The 19,859-nt window shown below is 41.2% G+C and carries 14 protein-coding genes and 1 pseudogene; 7 read left to right on the forward strand and 8 right to left on the reverse strand.

From position 1 onward, the window contains the following. Nucleotides 1–36: 36 nt before the first annotated feature. Nucleotides 37–834: a phenylalanine 4-monooxygenase gene (gene phhA, locus FH971_RS13030; RefSeq protein ID WP_140234581.1), complete on the reverse strand. Its 798-nt coding sequence runs from the start codon at nucleotides 832–834 to the stop codon at nucleotides 37–39. Between the two features lie 293 nt (nucleotides 835–1,127). Here phhA and galE point away from each other — a divergent pair, with 293 nt between their 5' ends. The 3 genes from galE (at nucleotide 1,128) to FH971_RS13045 (ending at nucleotide 3,465) form a co-directional block, all read left to right on the forward strand. Continuing rightward, the gene (galE, locus tag FH971_RS13035; protein WP_140234582.1) at nucleotides 1,128–2,153 is read left to right on the forward strand and encodes a UDP-glucose 4-epimerase GalE; all 1,026 of its coding nucleotides are present in this window, start codon (nucleotides 1,128–1,130) and stop codon (nucleotides 2,151–2,153) included. Nucleotides 2,154–2,520: 367 nt separating this feature from the next. Continuing rightward, nucleotides 2,521–3,006 (forward strand): ferredoxin-type protein NapF, encoded by a 486-nt coding sequence (gene napF, locus FH971_RS13040; protein ID WP_140234583.1) that lies wholly within the window; start codon nucleotides 2,521–2,523, stop codon nucleotides 3,004–3,006. Between the two features lie 111 nt (nucleotides 3,007–3,117). After that, a complete protein-coding gene (locus FH971_RS13045) occupies nucleotides 3,118–3,465 on the forward strand; it encodes a bactofilin family protein (protein ID WP_140234584.1) in 348 nt (115 codons plus the stop codon). A gap of 275 nt (nucleotides 3,466–3,740) precedes the next feature. Here FH971_RS13045 and FH971_RS13050 read toward each other — a convergent pair. From FH971_RS13050 to fucP, 7 genes and pseudogenes are all read right to left on the reverse strand, one after another. After that, nucleotides 3,741–4,076: pseudogene (locus FH971_RS13050) on the reverse strand (GFA family protein); the annotation flags it as partial. Nucleotides 4,077–4,114: 38 nt separating this feature from the next. Then, the gene (locus tag FH971_RS13055) at nucleotides 4,115–4,798 is read right to left on the reverse strand and encodes a DUF2982 domain-containing protein (protein WP_167496099.1); all 684 of its coding nucleotides are present in this window, start codon (nucleotides 4,796–4,798) and stop codon (nucleotides 4,115–4,117) included. 33 nt (nucleotides 4,799–4,831) lie between these two features. Beyond that, entirely contained in the window at nucleotides 4,832–5,620 is a 789-nt protein-coding gene (locus tag FH971_RS13060) for a YdcF family protein (RefSeq protein WP_140234586.1), read from the reverse strand. 173 nt (nucleotides 5,621–5,793) lie between these two features. Next, entirely contained in the window at nucleotides 5,794–6,699 is a 906-nt protein-coding gene (gene mak, locus FH971_RS13065) for a fructokinase (protein WP_137226598.1), read from the reverse strand. A gap of 73 nt (nucleotides 6,700–6,772) precedes the next feature. Continuing rightward, nucleotides 6,773–7,573, reverse strand: a complete 801-nt coding sequence (gene cysQ / locus FH971_RS13070) for a 3'(2'),5'-bisphosphate nucleotidase CysQ (RefSeq protein ID WP_140234587.1) — start codon at nucleotides 7,571–7,573, stop codon at nucleotides 6,773–6,775. A gap of 364 nt (nucleotides 7,574–7,937) precedes the next feature. Further along, entirely contained in the window at nucleotides 7,938–10,577 is a 2,640-nt protein-coding gene (locus FH971_RS13075) for a glycoside hydrolase family 3 protein (RefSeq protein WP_140234588.1), read from the reverse strand. 10 nt (nucleotides 10,578–10,587) lie between these two features. Then, a complete protein-coding gene (fucP, locus tag FH971_RS13080; protein ID WP_140234589.1) occupies nucleotides 10,588–11,895 on the reverse strand; it encodes an L-fucose:H+ symporter permease in 1,308 nt (435 codons plus the stop codon). A 382-nt stretch (nucleotides 11,896–12,277) separates the two neighbouring features. Between fucP and FH971_RS13085 the strand changes: the two genes are divergently transcribed. The 4 genes from FH971_RS13085 (at nucleotide 12,278) to FH971_RS13100 (ending at nucleotide 19,583) form a co-directional block, all read left to right on the forward strand. Continuing rightward, nucleotides 12,278–13,609, forward strand: a complete 1,332-nt coding sequence (locus FH971_RS13085; RefSeq protein WP_140234590.1) for a GH1 family beta-glucosidase — start codon at nucleotides 12,278–12,280, stop codon at nucleotides 13,607–13,609. A 93-nt stretch (nucleotides 13,610–13,702) separates the two neighbouring features. Continuing rightward, nucleotides 13,703–15,031 carry a glycoside-pentoside-hexuronide (GPH):cation symporter gene (locus tag FH971_RS13090; RefSeq protein ID WP_140234591.1) on the forward strand — a complete coding sequence of 443 codons (1,329 nt, stop codon included), beginning with the start codon at nucleotides 13,703–13,705 and terminating at the stop codon, nucleotides 15,029–15,031. A 55-nt stretch (nucleotides 15,032–15,086) separates the two neighbouring features. Then, nucleotides 15,087–16,088, forward strand: a complete 1,002-nt coding sequence (locus FH971_RS13095) for a LacI family DNA-binding transcriptional regulator (protein ID WP_140235600.1) — start codon at nucleotides 15,087–15,089, stop codon at nucleotides 16,086–16,088. Between the two features lie 558 nt (nucleotides 16,089–16,646). Next, nucleotides 16,647–19,583 carry a TonB-dependent receptor gene (locus FH971_RS13100; protein WP_140234592.1) on the forward strand — a complete coding sequence of 979 codons (2,937 nt, stop codon included), beginning with the start codon at nucleotides 16,647–16,649 and terminating at the stop codon, nucleotides 19,581–19,583. Nucleotides 19,584–19,859: the final 276 nt, after the last annotated feature.

Below are 19,859 nucleotides of genomic sequence, written 5' to 3' on the forward strand. Positions count from 1 at the left end.
AGGTTATTGAGCCACAAGCTCTACTACAACAAATCGTTAACTGGCTTTAACTTTTGGAGCGAATTTAGGCTCAAACATGCCTAATTGGCGTGCTTCTGTCACCATACTCATAATGTCCATACGAGCAATCTCATCCAGATAATCAATATTATCAATCACATAATAAATAGGCTGCATAATATCAATTCGATATGGCGTACGCAGTACATCAAGTAAATCAAACGGTTTGCGTTCAGGGCTATTACTTAATGCATACATGGTTTCACCCGGTGAACTTAAAATGCCGCCGCCGTAGATTTGCAGTGATTCATTTTTTGCTTGGACTAGGCCGAACTCAATAGTGAACCAATATAATCGCGCCAAAAACACTCGCTCTTCTTTCGTTGCGGCTAGCCCTAACTGACCATACATATGCGAAAAATGCGCGAAAGAAGGATTGGTTAACAATGGACAATGGCCAAATATTTCATGAAAAATATCAGGTTCTTGCAGGTAATCAAACTCTTCTTTGCCACGAATAAACGTTGCCACAGGAAACTCTTTATTGGCCAGTAACTCAAAGAAACGTCCAAATGAAATCAATGCAGGCACTGCTGCGGTTTTCCAACCCGTTGCATCAAGCAACACTTTATCGATTTCAGGCAATTGCGGAATGCGATCAATCGACATACCTAATGCATCTAGCCCTTTTAGATATGCTTGACATGCACGACCAGGCATATTGGTTACTTGGCGTTGATACAATTGTTGCCATAATTGATTCTCATGCTCTGAGTAATCAATGTAACCTTGGGCATCAGGTTGATGTGCTATATATTTTGTTGTTGCACTCATAGGTTCCACTTTACGTCAACTTGACTCCCTACATAGTGTGCTAAGGTTGACGTTTTGTTAACTGTTTCACAGTTTTTTGTCTAACTGTTATCTAGCTCAAAACGTAAACAAATAAATACAACTAACACATTAATGGCGATAATATCGACACGTTTACTCACCTTATTATCCCATTCCCGAAAAACGTTGAGCGTTTATTTGGATGCTGCATCAATAATTTAACTGACGATTGGCCAGTGATAATTTACAATATAAACAAAACTTGGTTCATTAATTCACAGGACGATTAAACTATGACAATTTTGGTAACCGGTGGCGCTGGCTATATTGGTACACATACCGTAGTAGAGCTATTAAAGGCCGGACAGGAAGTCGTCATCGTAGACAATCTATCAAACTCAAGTGTCGAAGCATTGGCGCGAGTGCGAACTATTACAGGAAAAGATGTCACTTTTTATCAAGGCGACATTTTAAATAAATCATTATTACAAAAAGTCTTTACTGACCATCGCATCGAATCAGTGATTCATTTTGCAGGATTAAAAGCGGTAGGAGAATCAGTCGCTAAGCCTTTAAAATATTACGAAAATAACGTCACAGGCACCATTATTTTATGCCAAGTAATGGCCGAAAATAATGTTAAAAACTTAGTGTTCAGCTCATCGGCAACCGTATATGGCGACCCAGCCAGCTTACCGATTAAAGAAGACTTTCCAACGGGTGCCACCAACCCATATGGTCAGTCAAAATTAATGGTGGAGTATATTTTAGCTGACCTACATAACTCAGATAACAGCTGGAACATTGCCCGCTTACGTTATTTCAACCCTGTTGGCGCCCACGAAAGTGGCTTAATTGGCGAAGACCCTAACGATATTCCAAATAACTTAATGCCGTTTATTGCTCAAGTTGCCGTTGGTAAGCGTGAAAAGTTAAGTGTCTTTGGTAATGACTACAATACCCCTGATGGTACTGGCGTGCGTGATTATATCCACGTTGTTGATTTAGCTGTCGGCCACTTACAAGCGCTTAAAAAGTTGCAAACCAAACCAGGTTTGGTGACTTATAATCTCGGCACCGGCATAGGCTACAGCGTGTTAGACATGGTCAAGGCATTTGAGAAAGCTTGCGGAAAAACCATTGCTTATCAAATTAGTCCTCGTCGTCCTGGCGATATTGCTGCCTGTTATGCCGACCCAAGCTTTGCCGCTACAGAATTGGATTGGCGTGCAACTCATACAGTTGAAGACATGGCCAACAGTAGTTGGAAATGGCAATCAAATAATCCTGATGGTTACAATACCAACTCCGTTAATTAGGTGAGCAATCAGAGTCACTCAGGTTTTTCAGTTTGAGGCGCATTGTTAAAAGAATGGTTATTCCCTTATGAAGCAATGCAACAAAATAATGGAAAGCCTGAGTGGCTCCCGCAGGGCGAGTTTATGCACCTACTATGCTACTTAATAGAATTTTGACGTACGATGGCATGGATGCTGGAGGTAGAGCAACGCAGGAGCAGTTGCCGAGAGCACTATCCTATTACTTGCCTAGAAAGTGCAGAACTCTCGCTGAATGACCAGATAATTATTGGAATTGGTATGAATTGCCAAGCGCTTAACAATTTGGTGCTGCAGTTAATGCTAATATTGACTGCAGCAAATGTGTTTAAGTCCAATTGGAACCCAAATGACCCAAGGTATTAATCAAAGTCGTCGTAATCTTTTTAGTCGCAGAAAGTCCAATGTGACTCGCCCGCCTTGGAGCAAAACAGACCAAGAATTTACGGACAACTGCACCCGCTGTGATAAGTGCATAAGCGTCTGTGAAACCCAAATCATTAAACGTGGTGAAGGTGGCTTTCCTGAAATTGATTTTACTAAAAATGAATGCACCTTTTGTAAGCAATGCGTTGAGGTGTGTCCTGAACCTGTATTTGATGACACGGCGGTATTGCCGTGGACAATTGTCGCCAGTATTAAAGATAGCTGTTTAACCGCTAAAGGAGTCTGGTGTCAAAGCTGTAAAGACGCCTGCGATCCCCGCGCAATTAGCTTTATCATGGCGGTAGGCCAAGTTCCCAAACCCGTGATAGATATTGATGCCTGTACTGGCTGTGGTGCATGTGTGTCACCTTGCCCTACTGATGCAATACTTATCGGTCATCCAAGCTAAGTTTATCGACAAAAAAGTCAAGGTTGTCACAAATACTGTTAGCTGTTTTGATGTTGTTTCTCAATTGATAACGCTATATTACCCACACAATATAACCATAAGAGCACTAAGATGTTTGGTCAAAAAAAACCTGCTAATTCACTCAGTTTCATCGCTCAAGAATGTCATTTAACCGGCAAACTTATTTTTAGCGGTGACGTGCTCATTGCTGGCTATATCAACGGTGATATAAAAGCCCAAGGCAATGTAACGATTGAGCCTAACGGAACCGTTGATGGTGATATTTTATGTCGCGAGTTGATGATTTCAGGACAATTGACGGGAGAAGCTCGTTGTAAAAAAGTCACCCTGCATGATCAAGGCGTTTTTGAAGGTGATGCATATTGTGAAAATATTGAGATTTTAGACGGAGGTCAATTTTTAGGTTACCGTCACCGAGATACACCTACCAGCGCTTAATCCACCGTTCTCGCGGCCTTATAACGTCGACAACTATCGTCAATTTTTAACCAACTCACTTGTTCATCAGTGTAGATAACCTGAACTCGGGATAACAAACGCCTTTCAAACAGCCCTTTGCTTTGCTAGCTGCGTTGAATTAACTTGCAATAGACCCGCTATTGACGCGTCAATTCGCCTTGTTAGTAAAACAAATGGCAAGTTTGATAGTGGTTAATTTTTAAGTTCATGATCTTTATCATCAGATTATCATCTCTTATCCCGAGTTCAGGTTAAATATGATAAGTCGGTTGCACTCGGTCTGGTTGATCTAAAGATGCGATCGATAATGTAGTGTATTGCGGGTAACTCAGATGTCGGAAAGTCAATGAGCAGCCGCATTGTTGACAAAAGCCACGACGTATATCGTTTGAAGAAGCAAACTCAGTCACTTGTCCTTGTAACCACTGCACTTGTTCACGATGAAAATCCATCCAGCTCACCAACACCGCACCAGAACTTTTACGGCATTGACTGCAATGGCAATGATCGGCATCAAATGGTGTACCACTAACTTGATAACGGATTGCACCACATAAACAACCACCTTGTAATAACTCAACTTGTGACATTTAAGCTCCTAGATGATCTACTTTTATTTATAAATATATTACTTATCAATTCCTTGAAGTTTCTGCTGCCATTGACGCAACAACACCACAAACTCTTTTGGTTCTCTGTCTAAGCTGTCGATGGATAAATATAAATGATACCCCAACTGCTCATGTAACGTTTGGCAACGATGACCAAACATGGCCAATACGCCACGATAGCGATCGCCATTTACCAGCAGCGGCGTGTATTCCACGCCTAAATAACCTTCTAAACTTTGTAAATCTTCATCTTGGGTGGCGGCCGTCATTAATAATGGACGTTGTTCGGTTAATAATCCGGTGGCCAGACGTGGCGAAATACAATCTAAAATAGGATTAATCTGTTTAAGTTTGACACCAATATAGGGCAGTTCAATCAGCTCCATATTTTGATTTACCCGTACGCTATCAACGCGCTGAATATTATGCCATTCAATAAAAACTTGTCCGCGACGATGAAAAAATTCTACACCTTCTGTGGTTAACTTAAAGCTCACGGCTGGCTGATACAGTTTAGCAAACCCTAAAATAAGTCCTACCGATCCAAGGGCAAAGCACAACATACCAAGTACAAAAAAACCTTTAAACCCGATAAAAATAATCAAGCTAGCGATTAAACTGACTGCACCAACAATGGAGAGTGTTATGCCATTGCGCTTAGAATAAGGGCTGATTAGCATTTGCTCATCACTCACGAAAATATCCTTCTCATTGATAATTTATTCCACATACGATTACTCAAGATTATTCATTAGGCCGACAGTGTTACCTGTTGGTAGACCTTTTATTTGTAGCCATAATATCCCCACATATTCATGGATAGCTCGTTGCGACGTAAGTAACTGATCCGCATTTAAACGCCACCAATAACCACGGCTAGCAATAAAATCGCTTGGCGCTGCTTGAGGTTGCATTCCCAATGAGGTAAAAATTCGCATTGAACGTGGCATATGAGTCGCCGAAGTGACTAACCTAAACGGTTTATAGCCAATCATGCTTTTAAGTGCATAAGCTTCTTCAATGGTGTCTTTAGGTTGATTAAAGACCAATATACTGGTTTTCGGGATCCCTAATTCTTGTGCGGCTTGGGCCATCATAGTCGCATGGGCTGTAGGTCGGTTGCCACCGCTCCAGCCACTGACAACTAAGGTACAGTGCTGACCAAGACCATACTGCCGTATTCCCTCACTTAAACGAGCCAGTGCCGTGGATGATAATTGCTGTACTGCTGTATGGCCAGATTGCTCAAGATTACCCGACCCCAATACCATCACAACACAACTGCCCGTTATAGGTTGATGGTTAACTTGATACTGCGACTCTAACGAATCGGCTAAAAAATAACTCACTTGGGATTGGCTGGTTAGTACTAGCACCAATATAGCGATAACCAATGCAACTCGGCCTAATCGCAGCAAAGTGGCCCGCTGGGTTCGCCATAAAATGGCTGCAATAATTAATAACAATATGCTAAAGGGAATGGGCATCACTAATTGGGATAACACTTTCTTAAGCCAAAACATCCGTATATCACTTAATCAATAAAAACTGTCGCTAGTTTATCGTTATCAGCTCCGAATACAAACCCTAGCGACAGTTATTCCTATAACAAAAACGGCACTGTTTAAGTGCCGTTTGGTGAGTTATCCCTTAACGATTTGAATTGGGATTGACTATCATCGATATAATATTGAGACTATTTTTCGTCTTTGCCCCACAACCATGCAGCCCCACGAACGCCCGAAGATGCGCCAAATTGATTCTTCACGACTTGAGTTTCGCACTCACGGCCGACAACGTATTTCGGTAATAATGACGGTAACTCAGTGTAAATGGCGTCAATATTAGATACGCCACCACCCAATACAATGATGTCTGGGTCCATCATATTAATCACATGTGCGAGTGAACGAGCTAAACGGTCGATAAAACGCTTAAATGCCGCGGTTGCCAGCGGATCACCTTGCTGCATCATCTCAGAAATTTGAATACCACTGGTAGCGTCACCGCCTGCGGCGCGAAAGTCTCGGATAAAGCCTGTGCCCGAAATAAAGGTTTCGATACAATCGCGATTCCCACAAAAACACGTTGTGCTATTAAACTCATCGGGGGTCATCCAAGGTAACGGGTTGTGGCCCCATTCGCCAGCAATACCGTTACCACCAGCATGAACAGTGCCATTTATAGATATGCCCGCACCACAACCTGTACCAATAATACCGCCAAATACTAAACGCTTACCCGCTGCTGCACCGTCTACTGCTTCTGAAACAGCAAAACAGTTGGCATCGTTGGCAACACGTACTTCTCGGTGTAATACTTCGCTTAAATCTTTGTCTAAAGGATGGCCGTTAATCCAAGTGGAATTAGAGTTTTTGACTAATCCAGTAAACGGAGATACCACACCAGGAATGCCCACACCAACAGAACCGGTTTGCTTCGTTGCCGATTCCGCATCAGCAACTAAACTGACAATGGCTTCTATGGTACCTGGATAGTTTTTTGGCGTTGGAATGCGCTTTCTGAATATTTCAGTACCGTCTTCGGCTAACGCCACTATTTCAATTTTAGTACCACCGAGATCGACGCCCATGCGCATCATAACTTGTCACTCCACTTGTTTATTATTAATTGGGGTTCCATATTTAGCTTACAAAGGTCGATTGACACTCGAGCTATTTACGTGCAAACCATGCCGATGAAGCGGCAATAAAATACGGATTTAAAATATTTTCTTTCTGGTTATATTGAAGCGGTGTTAGCCCAGGATATTCAACTACCTGTCCACCCGCACTTTCTAATACCGCTTGCGCGGCTGCAGTATCCCATTCACTGGTAAGGCCTAACCTTGGATAAACATCCGCTTGACCTTCTGCAATCATGCAAAACTTTAACGAGCTACCGACACTGAGCATCTTGTGCTCACCAATAGTCTGTAAATAGGCGGCAACATCAGGGCTAATATGGGAACGACTCCCCACCACAATAGGTGGCGATTGCAATTCCCGGTTACGAATATCTAATGTTGCTATCAAGCCGTTATGCTCAAGCCAAGCACCTTGGCCGACTATGCCGCTATAGCATTTATCTAACACTGGCGCATACACTACGCCAGCAATAGCTTGTCCTTGGTGGATCAGCGCAATATTGACGGTAAATTCACCATTGCGTTTAATAAATTCTTTGGTGCCATCCAGAGGATCGATCAACCAATAGGTTTGCCATGATTGTCGTTCAGCCCAGCTAATATCAGCCGCTTCTTCACTCATAACTGGAATATCTGCAAAATGCTGTTTAAGACCAGCGACAATTACATTGTGACTAGCGATATCAGCAGCAGTAACCGGGCTATCGTCTTGTTTAACTTCAATCTGCAGATCAGTTTGAGCATAAACCTGCATAATGGCTTCACCAGCTTGCTTGGCGAGTGTCACTATCAGCTGCAAATCTGTTTTAGAAAATACAATGTTAGACAAATCAATTCCTTATAAAATTCATATCGCGCTAGCGATCAACACACTATTGATACGACATTATGCCATTGTTAACATCATAGATTGATAACTTTTTGATTGTACTTAATCCAAAAGGACTCGAAAAAAACAGCAGACAAAACCACCACATTGATACAACATACCCGCAACAAAATAAAACCAGTTCTATACTAAGCTAAACGTCGCCCGGCTCAAAACAAACAGTGTGTTTATGCATTCGTATTCAATTATGGAGCGAACCCGTTAATAAAATGTAGCATCATCATTTAACGACTTATATTTCAGTGACCCTTGGCTAGACATACCTATCTAGGTAAGTCTAACCAGAGCGTTAACGTCTCATTGATTAATTACATCGAATCGTATTTTCAGTTGAAGTTGTTTTAATCACAACATCACTAAAACTGATGTCTACTTTAGCGTCAGTCGTAAGATAAAATGGTATCGTAATTTTACCAAAGTCCATTGGTTCTCCTGCAAAACAGGCCAATGAAATATTGATATTTTGCCAGTCACCTAATTTAGCATTAACCAATTTGGTAATATCCACTTGTTGACGACAGTCTCCTTCGCACGCCAAGCCTAGCCACAGCGGTTTTTGCACTAACTGTAGCGCTTTAATACTTACAGATAACACTGAATCACGATTGCTATAGGCTCTAAGATCGCGCGGAAAATTACTGATTAAACCAACAGTCCCTAGCTCACTACCATTAAAAGAGACTAAGCGAGCATCTTCTTGCACTACGCGATCCATAGTACGGATATTCAGTGCATTATTGTTTGCCACGCTGCTTGATAAGCCCTGTCGCTCATTATTGGTCGCTATGTACATTGACCAAGGAGATTTCACTGCTCGTTCAAATAAAGCTAAGTCTTCAAGTGTTTGAGTTGCTGAAAAATTATCTTCTGATAACTTATCTAAGGCTATCGCATCGGTTGATGCTGACTGATAGCTTAACCCATATCCGTAAGGAATAAGCGGTTGATAGTCAGCTTGTGCTTGCGCACTTTTATCTTGTACTAATGGCACATTCACTTGAGTTTGTTGTGGTGTAGATGGCCACGAGAATGACAATTTACCGACAAAATCATAACCAACACTCCCGTCTGGCTTTGTGAACAACACATCTGCAATACCTTGACCTTCAGACCCAGGAAGCCAAGCAGCAACAAAAGCATCTGACTGATTAAACTCAGAATTAACCCACATTGGGCGACCGCTGATAAATACTGACACAACAGGGATACCTTGCGCCTTCAGCTTTTTCAATAACGCCAAATCTCGCTTATCACCACGTTGATATTCTAGGTTATCAATATCACCATTGCCCTCGGCATAAGGTTCTTCGCCAAACACTACAATGGCAACATCAGGCTTCTGTTCTGGGCTAAATTCACCCGTCACACTTAACATTGCTTCTCCACCGCCTTGGGTGACCACCTGCTTGATACCTGAATAAATTGAAGTTGCACCAGGAAAATCGGAGTTTTTATTATCGGTACCCTGCCAAGTAATCGTCCAACCCCCTGATTGTTTACCTATATTGTCAGCAGCGTCGCCAGCAACAAGTACTTTTGCATTTGGCTTGAGCGGCAATAACGATTGATTATTCTTAAGCAGCACCAACGACTCGCGCACCGCTTGACGGGCAACATCGCGATGACTCGCTTGACCTATTAATTCAGTTTTACCCGATAATGGACGATTTGCAGGGCTAGGTTTATCAAACAAACCCGCACGAAACTTTACTCGTAAAATACGGCTTACCGCATCATCTATCCGCGCTTGGCTAATTTCACCGCTATTAACTTGAGCAATGGTATTTTCATATAATGGTTTCCATGCAGCTGTAGGCACCATAAAGATATCTAATCCGGCATTGACAGATTGAGCACAAGACTCATTGCTACAACCAGCAACTTGTCCGTGACCATTCCAATCACCCACGACGAAACCATCGAAATTTAATTTATCTTTAAGCACATCTGTTAACAGGTATTTGTTACCATGGTTTTTAACCCCGTGCCAGCTGTTAAATGAGGCCATAACACTTTGCGCCCCAGCATTTAAGCCACCCACATAACCTTGGGCATGTATGTCATATAAGTCTTGTTCGCTGGCAATATTATCGCCTTGATCTATGCCGTTTTCAGTCCCGCCATCACCGATAAAGTGTTTTACCGTTGATATAACATGTTGGTCAGATAAAAAATCGGCTTTAACAGAACCTTGCAAACCTTCGACAATGGCATACGCGTATGCTTTTACAATCTGTGGATCTTCAGAGTAACCTTCATAAGTTCGGCCCCAACGATCATCGCGCACCACGGCAACAGTAGGAGCAAACACCCAATCAATCCCCGTAACCATTACTTCTTGGGCTGTAATAGCCGCTATTTGCTCAATCAATTTTGGATTATTCGCAGCACCTAAACCAATATTATGTGGAAATAAGGTCGCACCAATCACATTGTTATGCCCATGTACGGCGTCAGTACCCCACATAGTCGGAATATTAATGCCATCGACACTGTCATCTATCGATGCTTGATAAAATGATTCTGCTAACGCAATCCAATCTGCCGGCGTAGCGTGTTTGTCATTATTAGGGTAAGCACCACCACCGTTAAGATAAGATCCAAAGCCATATTGACGCATATCTTCAACAGTGATATCGCGAATTTCAGGCTGGATCATCTGCGCGACTTTTTGCTCAAGTGTCATTTTGGAAACTAATCCAGCAATTTTAGCTTCTAATACAGGATCCTTTGCTATTGCTGGCGTTAATTCAGGCCAAATGGTTAATGTGTTTGATGCCGTTTCATCCGCGGTGACTGTAACAACCGCGGCTTCTGTAGCAAGCTGATTAGTGGTTTGATTGTCGCCACATCCGCTAAGCCCAAGCAACCCCCCTAAGGTTATCAAGCTGATTTTTGTTAGCATATTTACTCTCGTGACACCTTGCAATTGAGTCTGTTTCATTCTATTTCCCTTAGGCATTTTCTGTTGTCTCGGGACGTTTTACATCACATCCAATCAAACCGTAGTAGCCAATAAAGCCGTAGCATAATAGTGGTAAAATAAAGGCAAATTGTATTCCCATGCTGTCAGCTAACATGCCTTGTAATAAGGGTAATACTGCACCACCAACAATGGCTAAGCATAAAATACCTGAACCTTGGCTAGTGTGTTGTTTTAAATCCTGTAGCGCTAAACTAAAAATAGTGGGGAACATAATTGAATTACACAAACCCACTAACAACAATGCCCACATGGCAACAGTGCCGGCACTCAATATTGCAGCAGCAACTAAAATGCACGCACATAAGGCATTAAATGCTAACACCTTACCGGCTTTAATTTTTTGCATCACTGCAGCGCCAATAAATCGTCCCACCATAGCGCCACCAAAGTAATAAGCTATATAATGTGCAGCTTCAGATTCAGATACGCCACTCGTTCCATCTTGAGTAATAAAACTAATCAGAAAACTACCAATACCTACTTCAGCGCCAACATAGACAAAAATCCCCACAGCCCCCAACACTAAATGCGGATACTGCCAAGCACTCCCCGATGCAGAGGTCTTAGACTTAGCTTCTCTTTTTCCCAATAACGGTAATTTTAACAACATGAAAATAAGTGCTAATGCAAACAATGACGCGGCTAAAATTAAATATGGAGTTTGTACCGCACTCGCCTGCTGCTGTACTGACAACTGACCAATCACTTCACCAACTTCAGTGATTTTTTCATCGTGTTCAACGGTTGATAAAATTAACCAACTACCAAAAAATGGCGCAACAGTCGTACCTAACGAATTAAATGCTTGAGTTAATGTCAGTCTTGATGATGCTGTTTCAGCCGGCCCAAGTACACTCACATATGGGTTTGCTGAAACTTGTAAAATAGTAATACCGGATGCCAATACAAAAAAAGCAAACAGAAACATGTTATATGAGCCATAACTGGCTGATGGATAAAATAATAAACAACCAATGCAGGCAATAATCAATCCGGTAATAATCCCTTTTTGATAACCAATTTTACCCACTAGCGCACCAGCTGGAATCGACACAATAAAATAGGCACCAAAAAAGCAAAACTGCACCAGCATTGCTTGGGTGTAGTTAAGGTCGAACATGTTTTTTAGATAAGGGATTAAAATATCATTCAAGCAGGTTAAGAAACCCCACATAAAAAATAATGATGTTAATGCCACTAACGCAAAGCGAAAGTTACCTTGCTGGTGTGTTGAATTGGCATTTGCCAGTTCAGATTGAAGTTGTGAAGTCGCCATGACATTCCCTTATTTTTGTTAATAGTTATCTTGGGTTTCTGCCCATAATGACAGTGAATCAAAATCAATCATCGTCGTTTGAAAGTTAACTCCCCCGTAAACTCTCGCTATTTGACTCATCACCTTCCCCATACCTGTTCAAGCAGATGAGGATTTAATAATTAGCCAAATCAATTATTGACCTTTGGATAATTAATCACTAATCTCAATGTAAGCGCTTTCATTTTTAACATATCGATAACTGATGTCAACGATTTTTAACTACTAGAGCATAATCTTTACTGTGTAACTAACGTGGCACAATGCCATTACCAGTGTGTTTCAAGCAAATTAGTTAATCATAAAAATAGAAAAAATTAATCAATACTAAGTGAATTAAAATATGAAAATTATGTTACCAGCCGATTCCAAAATGCATTCAAAAGCGTTCACCTTTGGTGTGGCGACTGCTTCTTTTCAAATTGAAGGCGCAGTGGCATCACGCCTCCCTTGTATATGGGACACATTTTGTGCCATCCCAGAGAAAATTCGTGATGGTTCAGACGGAGAACAAGCTTGCGAGCATGTAAAATTATGGCGTGAAGATGTCGATTTAATTGAATCATTAGGTGTTGACGCTTACCGTTTATCGATTTCATGGCCGCGAGTAATGAACAAAGATGGCAGCCTAAATCCACAAGGTGTTAAGTTTTATACCGACTTACTCGATGAGTTAAATCAACGTGGAATTAAAACTTTTGTTACTTTATACCACTGGGATTTACCACAACATATTGAAGACAATGGCGGTTGGTTAAATCGTGAAACAGCATATCTTTTTGCTGATTATGCCGACAAAATTACTCAAGCATTTGGTGATAGAGTTTACTCGTACGCCACATTTAACGAACCTTTTTGCAGCTCGTACTTAGGTTATGAAATCGGAGTACATGCACCAGGATTAGCCAAAAAAGCTTATGGACGCCAATCAGCGCACTATTTATTATTGGCTCATGGCTTAGCCATGAAAGTTTTGCAAAAGAATAGCCCTAATAGCTTAAATGGTATCGTGCTTAACTTTACCCCTTGTTATAGCGCAACCGATTCAGCAGCCGATGTCGAAGCTGCCAGCAAAGCCGATCAGTACTTCAACCAATGGTACATAAAGCCACTCTTTGATCGTTGTTATCCAGAAATAATTTATGATTTTGCAGTTGAAGATGTTCCCATCATCGAAGATGGCGACTTTGATATTATTGCTCAACCTATCGACTTTTTAGGCATCAATTTCTACACCCGTGCAGTATATGAAGCGGATGCGGTAAATGGTTTTAGCCAAGTAGACATGGTCGATAAACCTAAAACAGACATTGGCTGGGAAATTTACCCACAAGCCTTTACTGATTTATTAACCTCATTAAATGCTCTTTATCCCTTGCCACCAATATACATAACTGAAAACGGTGCGGCGATGGACGATAAACTGGTTAATGGTAAGGTAGATGATCAAGATAGAGTCGAATATTATAATGGCCATTTAAATGCCGTTAATAACGCTATTGAGCAAGGAGTGAACGTTGTAGGCTACTTTGCCTGGAGCTTAATGGATAACTTTGAGTGGGCTGAAGGTTATTTAAAACGTTTCGGAATCGTCTATGTTGACTATCAAACTCAACAGCGAACACTAAAAGCCAGTGCCTATGAGTATCGAGACTTTATCAGCGCTAGAAAATAGTCATTTAATCAGCGCTGAATGTTACATAAATGACTTAGCCAACTTCAAACAGTCGCATCATTTTAATTAATAACAACAATAATTGGGGCATGTATGATCAGTATCAAAGAGAAAATAGCCTACGGACTTGGGGACACAGCGAGTAACATCGTGTTCCAAACCGTAATGCTGTTTTTAACCTTTTTCTATACCGATATTTTCGGTATTTCGCCAGCATTTGTCGGCACCATGTTTTTAGCCGTTCGCTTAATCGATGCCGTAACAGACCCTTTAATGGGGGCTCTTGCAGACAGAACCAATACCCGGTGGGGTAAATTTAGACCCTACTTGTTATGGTTTGCACTGCCATTCGGTTTCATCAGTGTGTTGGCCTTTACGACCCCTGATTTAACTGAAGATGGCAAAATGATTTATGCCTTCGTCACCTATACTGCATTAATGATGGTTTATACCGCGATTAACATTCCGTATTGTGCGTTAGGCGGTGTACTAACAGCAGATCCAAAAGAGCGCGTCTCAGTACAGTCTTACCGTTTTGTGTTTGCAATGCTTGGCGGTTTATTAGTGTCAGGATTAACCCTGCCATTAGTCGAGTTTTTAGGTGAAGGCGACCAAGCTAAAGGTTACCAATTAACCATTACAGCCATGAGCATTTTGGGTGTAGCGATGTTTTTGGTGTGTTTTTGGGGCACTAAGGAACGCTTACACCCACCGATTGATCAGCAATCTAGCTTCAAAAAAGACTTCACGGATATGCTTAAAAACGATCAGTGGCGCGTGTTATCCGTTGCATCAGTGTGTTTATTATCAGGTATGGTATTGCGCACCAGCTTAGCTATTTATTATGTTAAATATGTCTTAAACATGCCCGACTCAATTACCCTGTTTATTACGCTGGGAATGGTCGGTAATATTTTTGGTTGCATTTTAGCCCAACCTTTAGCAAAACGTTTTTGTAAAGTTAAAGCTTATATTACCCTGCAATTGTTAGCCGCGGCCATGTGTATAGTGAGCTACTTTGTACCCAGTAACCAAGTTGAATTAGCATTCTTCATGTTTATTATTTGGGGTTTCACTTTTAATATGTCGACCCCATTATTATGGGCAAAAATGGCAGATGTAGTTGATTATGGTCAATACAAAAATGGTGTTCGTATTACTGGGATGATTTACTCTTCGGTAATATTCTTCATTAAATTAGGTGTTGCCATTGGTGGTGCCGCTGCGGGTTGGTTGTTAGCTGGCTACGGTTACCAAGCTGATACGCTTCAAACACCAAACACTCAGCAAGGGATATTGTTATCTTTTACAATTTACCCTGCGATTGGATCGATATTGGTTGCATTTGTAATGCGCTGGTACGTTTTAGACAATCAAAAAGTCGACCAAATTCACTTAGAATTAAATAGAGAAGCAAAATAAAAGCATGTTAGTCTTGGAGCCATGTGCTCCAAGATGGCTTTTGCAAACTAATTATATGGCAACAATTTACGATGTATCTGTAATGGCGGGTGTATCTCTGGCAACTGTGTCCAGAGTGATGAATAACAACACCAAAGTCAGCGATAAAACGAAACAAAAAGTAGTTGATGCGATGGAGTCATTAGGTTATCGCCCCAACACTATTGCTCAGTCATTAGCGTCAAACCGTTCAAACAGTGTCGGAGTGTTGGTGTCGCAACTGGACGGTCCATTTTATGGACCGATGATGACCGAAATTGAAATGGTGCTGCGCAGTGCCAATAAACACGTCATCATTGCCGCGGGTCACAGTGATGAAAAACAAGAAAAAGAAGGAGTGGAATTTTTAATGAGCCGTGGTTGCGACGCACTCATTTTAGATGTTGAAGCCGTGTCTGACGAATATTTAATTGAACTCAGTAAAGCCTCAACGCCCATCGTCTTTATTAACCGCTATATCGATGAAATTAAAGATCGCTGTGTTTACCTTGAAAATGAACAAGGTGGTTACATGGCAACTGAACACATTTTATCCCTAGGACATAAACACCTCGCCTATATTTCGGGACCGCTATTCAAACTCGATGTGCGTGATCGCTTAAAAGGCCATAAAAGAGCATTGCAAAAATACCATGTTCCGTTTGATGAAACGCTTTGTTACGAAGGCGATTTCCGTGAACTTGGAGGTAGCAATGCAATGAAACATTTATTGTCGTTAAACAAGCCGATAACAGCTGTAGTGTGCGCCAATGATCAAATGGCCGCAGGGGCTATTGCCGTATGCTTAGAGCACGGGTTACGTGTACCGGAAGATATTTCATTTATCGGTTACGATAATATCCCCTTCCCACAATATATTTCACCTAAATTGTCTACCGTAAGTAATCCAATTCACGAAATGGGCAAAATGGCTGCTCGCTGGGTACTTCAGGAAGTGTACAACGATAAAGACGTCGTTATTGAACACTCATTTCAACCCGAATTATTTATCCGAACGTCAACAAAATCGATCAATTAGCGCTTCAAGCAAACTCGTCTCCTGGTTTTATGCCTCAAATTTAGCCAATCGATGCATTTACACAACGTAGATGTACCTTCTCGTTAGCGATTGCCCTGCTGTTAACAATCATCCCCAAGACAACTTACAAAACCATTAACATTAAGCACTTAATGGTTACTGATTAAAATCCTGCCAGCATTTGATAATTCATACTTAATTTGTAGAATCAATTTGTAGAATAAACGCCCATCACCCCTGTAACATTTTTTGTAACAAAAGAAAGCGCTTACATATTGTTTGTGATAAATGCTGTAAATAAAATCATTTAAAAACAATGGTTAAAAAATATTCGTATGAGATAGTAAATATTACGGTTAATGAAATGTAATAATTTAAACTTGTTTTTGTTGACTGCGGTCACATTTTACACTAGTTTTATGTAAGCGCTTACATTAGATGTTTTATAACACAACAATTATAAATAATGATTATCGCGTGGATAGAGTATTAAAAAAACGATTTGCGCCTACCCGCAATATTGAGAGAAGTAAAATCTAGTCAATGGGGATTTCCTAGATGAAAACAACAAAATTTACAAAAACTAAACTTGCGACCAGTTTATCTGTCGTGCTAGGCGTTAGCAGTATGCTACCTGCTTATGCTGCTGATGAGATTAGTGATGAAAATATCGAAGTGTTACAGGTCACAGGTATTCGTGGCAGTTTAATTAAATCGATGGATGTAAAGCGTTCATCAAGTGGGGTCGTAGACTCTATTTCTGCTGAAGATATCGGTAAGTTTCCTGATACTAACTTAGCTGAATCACTTCAACGTATTACTGGTGTATCAATTGACCGTTCTAACGGTGAAGGCAGTAAAGTATCTGTGCGCGGTTTTGGTCCAGACTACAACTTAATCACTCTAAATGGTCGCCAAATGCCTGTGACTACAGGTTCGCGATCATTTGACTTTGCAAACATCGCTTCAGAAAGTATTAGCGGTGTTGAAGTACATAAAACGAGTCAAGCCTCAGATTCTACAGGTGGTATCGGATCTACTATCGATATCTTAACCCATAGGCCCTTCAGTTCTCCGGGCTTAAAAGCGACATTTGGTGTAAAAGCCGTTGATGATCAATCAACAGATAATGGCTCAGTAACACCTGAATTATCTGGTTTATATTCCAATACTTTTGCAGATGACAAATTTGGTATTTCGCTTTCAGCCAGTTATCAAGAACGTGAAAGTGGTAACCAACAGGCCCAAGTCGGTACTGGCTGGCGCAGCTTTCCAGGTACTGCTGATAACAGTGATTGGGGTGGTGTAGCTAAAGACGATACCCAAATCAATCGCCCAGGTGATGATGACATTTATTCAGTACCGCAAACCACAGTTTATCGCTTTGAAGAACAACAACGTACACGTACTAACGGCCAACTAGTTTTACAGTACAGCCCAGTTGATAGCGTAGTAGCGACTCTAGATTACACCTATATGCGTAACGATATTGATACTCAATCTAACGATGTATCAGCATGGTTTAACTTTGTACCATCTGAAAACGTGTGGAGTGATGGTCCTATCGCCTCACCACTCATTTATTCAGAAACCTACGATTCACCAGCTGACTTATCTATGGCTGCAGGTGACTACGGCGTACGTAACGAAAGTGGTTCATTAGGTTTTAACATTGAATGGCAAGCTAGTGATGACTTAAAGCTAACCTTTGATGCTCACAACTCAACGGCAGAAAACAAACCGAACAACCTATATGGTTCAAGTAATAACTTAAGTACCGCTGCTTTTGTGCGTACCAGTGCGGCAACTGACTTTAGCGGTGATTTACCAATACTTGCTGTTGGTGGTGGTAACGCAGTGACACCTGCAGACATGATGCTAACAGGTTCTGTTTTTGGTAACTCACGCAATAAGTCTGAAATTGATCAATATCAGTTTGACGGTGAATATCTATTTGAAGATGCTGGTAGCATTGACTTTGGTATCGCCCTAACGAATGTTAATAATCACTCGCAAAGCGTTAACGTACAACGTAACGATTGGGGTGGCGTGGGTTCGGCTGGTGACTTTGAAGATGCGTGGTTCCCAGCAGATACTATTCAAGACAAATTTGATGCAAATGGCGGTGATTTTTCGCTTGCTGATGGCAACTTTGATGTTTTAGATACCATTTTTATGTGGGATTTTGCCGCAGTACGTGACTTCGCAGCAGCAAATTATGCCTCTTCAGTAAGCGGTGATTGTGGAAATGGCTTCTGCCCTTCTACAAATTATGCAGCTGAAACAGATCGTTATACAGAAGAAGAATCTCAAGCTGTTTATATACAGTATAACTACGATAACGAAATTGCAGGCATGCCATATGATGTGCATTTCGGGCTTCGTTATGAGCAAACCGATGTAACATCAACTGCTGCTGTAGCGGGTTATAATGGTGCAGATTGGATAGCTGAAACTGAAATCGCTTTAGTTGGCACTGGTGAGCAGGTATTTGAAACTAAATCAGGTGATTACGATTACTTATTACCAAGCTTCAACTTTAATATCGAAGTCGTAGAAGATGTTATGCTTCGAGCTGCGTACAGTGAGACAATTGGTCGCCCTGATTATACAGCTATCCAAGGTGGAACTGTATTAGCAACCCTTGCGAATCGTAGTAATGGCGGTGGTTCAGCAGGTAACCCTACATTATTGCCATTAGAATCTGAAAATATCGACTTCTCTGCTGAGTGGTATTACGCCCCTTCAAGCTACGTGTCTTTAGGATACTTCCGTAAAGACACTAAAAACTTTATCAGCTCAGAGACGGTTCAAACCACTAACGGTATTTATAACCCTGCATCAGGTGATTTATACAAAGCTGCAGTTGCTGCAACAGGTACAACTGAAGCTGGAGCTGTTCGTGACTATATTTTCGCAAACTATGCTAGTAATGCTGCTGTAGATGTTGCAAACCAAATTATTAGCGGCAGTGCCGCTAATAATGATGAGTTATTAAACTTCAATATCACAACACCATCAAACAGCGCTGATAGTTCAGTGATTGATGGTTGGGAATTTGCCGTTCAGCACTTCTTTGGCGAAACTGGTTTTGGTGTAATTGCTAACTACACATTAGTTGATAGTGATCAGGCTTACGATAATTACTCATTTGAAGCACAATCAGCATTGGTCGGCATCAGTGATACCGCTAACGCCGTGTTAGTTTACGAAAACTATGGTTTCCAAGCTCGTGTCGCTTACAACTGGCGTGATGAGTTTTTAAACTCTACAAATCAAGGTACTGGTGCAAACCCACAGTACACCGAAGCTTACTCGCAAATTGATTTGTCTGTCAGCTATGACATTGAATCAGTTGAAGGCTTAACGGTGTTTTTCGAAGGACTTAACATTACTGAAGAGTATACCCGTGTTCACGGACGTGCTGACGAGCAAGTGTTAAATCTAACTGAAACCGGCGCACGCTATAGCTTAGGTGCTCGTTACACTTTCTAAATGATATTGAGCTAAGTGACATTCCGCCTAATAACTAATATTGGGTGGAATGCACTGAAGTCTCCTTTAAGGTCGTTGAGGTGAATAAACTTTATCACCTCTTTTTGCTAGATATTAAGTAACAAGGACGTTACTATTTTTATTGTTAATAAAGGAACTTGGCAACAACATCTACCAATATTGAAAACCAGTATTTGAAAGTGATTACATTTTCCTGAATTCTACATATGATGTGACTTGAACATTATAAAACCTGCATTACAAACACAAAATAAC

The sequence above is a fragment of the Shewanella polaris genome, assembly GCF_006385555.1.
GTDB lineage: Bacteria > Pseudomonadota > Gammaproteobacteria > Enterobacterales > Shewanellaceae > Shewanella > Shewanella polaris.

What these genes read in the sequence shown, in the direction of transcription:
- FH971_RS13045 (WP_140234584.1), top strand. Translation starts at nt 3,118, where the DNA reads ATGTTTGGTCAAAAAAAACCTGCTAATTCACTCAGTTTCATCGCTCAA.
- FH971_RS13095 (WP_140235600.1), top strand. Translation starts at nt 15,087, where the DNA reads ATGGCAACAATTTACGATGTATCTGTAATGGCGGGTGTATCTCTGGCA.
- mak (WP_137226598.1), bottom strand. Translation starts at nt 6,699, where the DNA reads ATGATGCGCATGGGCGTCGATCTCGGTGGTACTAAAATTGAAATAGTG.
- FH971_RS13085 (WP_140234590.1), top strand. Translation starts at nt 12,278, where the DNA reads ATGAAAATTATGTTACCAGCCGATTCCAAAATGCATTCAAAAGCGTTC.
- galE (WP_140234582.1), top strand. Translation starts at nt 1,128, where the DNA reads ATGACAATTTTGGTAACCGGTGGCGCTGGCTATATTGGTACACATACC.
- FH971_RS13090 (WP_140234591.1), top strand. Translation starts at nt 13,703, where the DNA reads ATGATCAGTATCAAAGAGAAAATAGCCTACGGACTTGGGGACACAGCG.
- phhA (WP_140234581.1), bottom strand. Translation starts at nt 834, where the DNA reads ATGAGTGCAACAACAAAATATATAGCACATCAACCTGATGCCCAAGGT.
- FH971_RS13075 (WP_140234588.1), bottom strand. Translation starts at nt 10,577, where the DNA reads ATGAAACAGACTCAATTGCAAGGTGTCACGAGAGTAAATATGCTAACA.
- fucP (WP_140234589.1), bottom strand. Translation starts at nt 11,895, where the DNA reads ATGGCGACTTCACAACTTCAATCTGAACTGGCAAATGCCAATTCAACA.
- FH971_RS13100 (WP_140234592.1), top strand. Translation starts at nt 16,647, where the DNA reads ATGAAAACAACAAAATTTACAAAAACTAAACTTGCGACCAGTTTATCT.
- napF (WP_140234583.1), top strand. Translation starts at nt 2,521, where the DNA reads ATGACCCAAGGTATTAATCAAAGTCGTCGTAATCTTTTTAGTCGCAGA.
- FH971_RS13060 (WP_140234586.1), bottom strand. Translation starts at nt 5,620, where the DNA reads ATGTTTTGGCTTAAGAAAGTGTTATCCCAATTAGTGATGCCCATTCCC.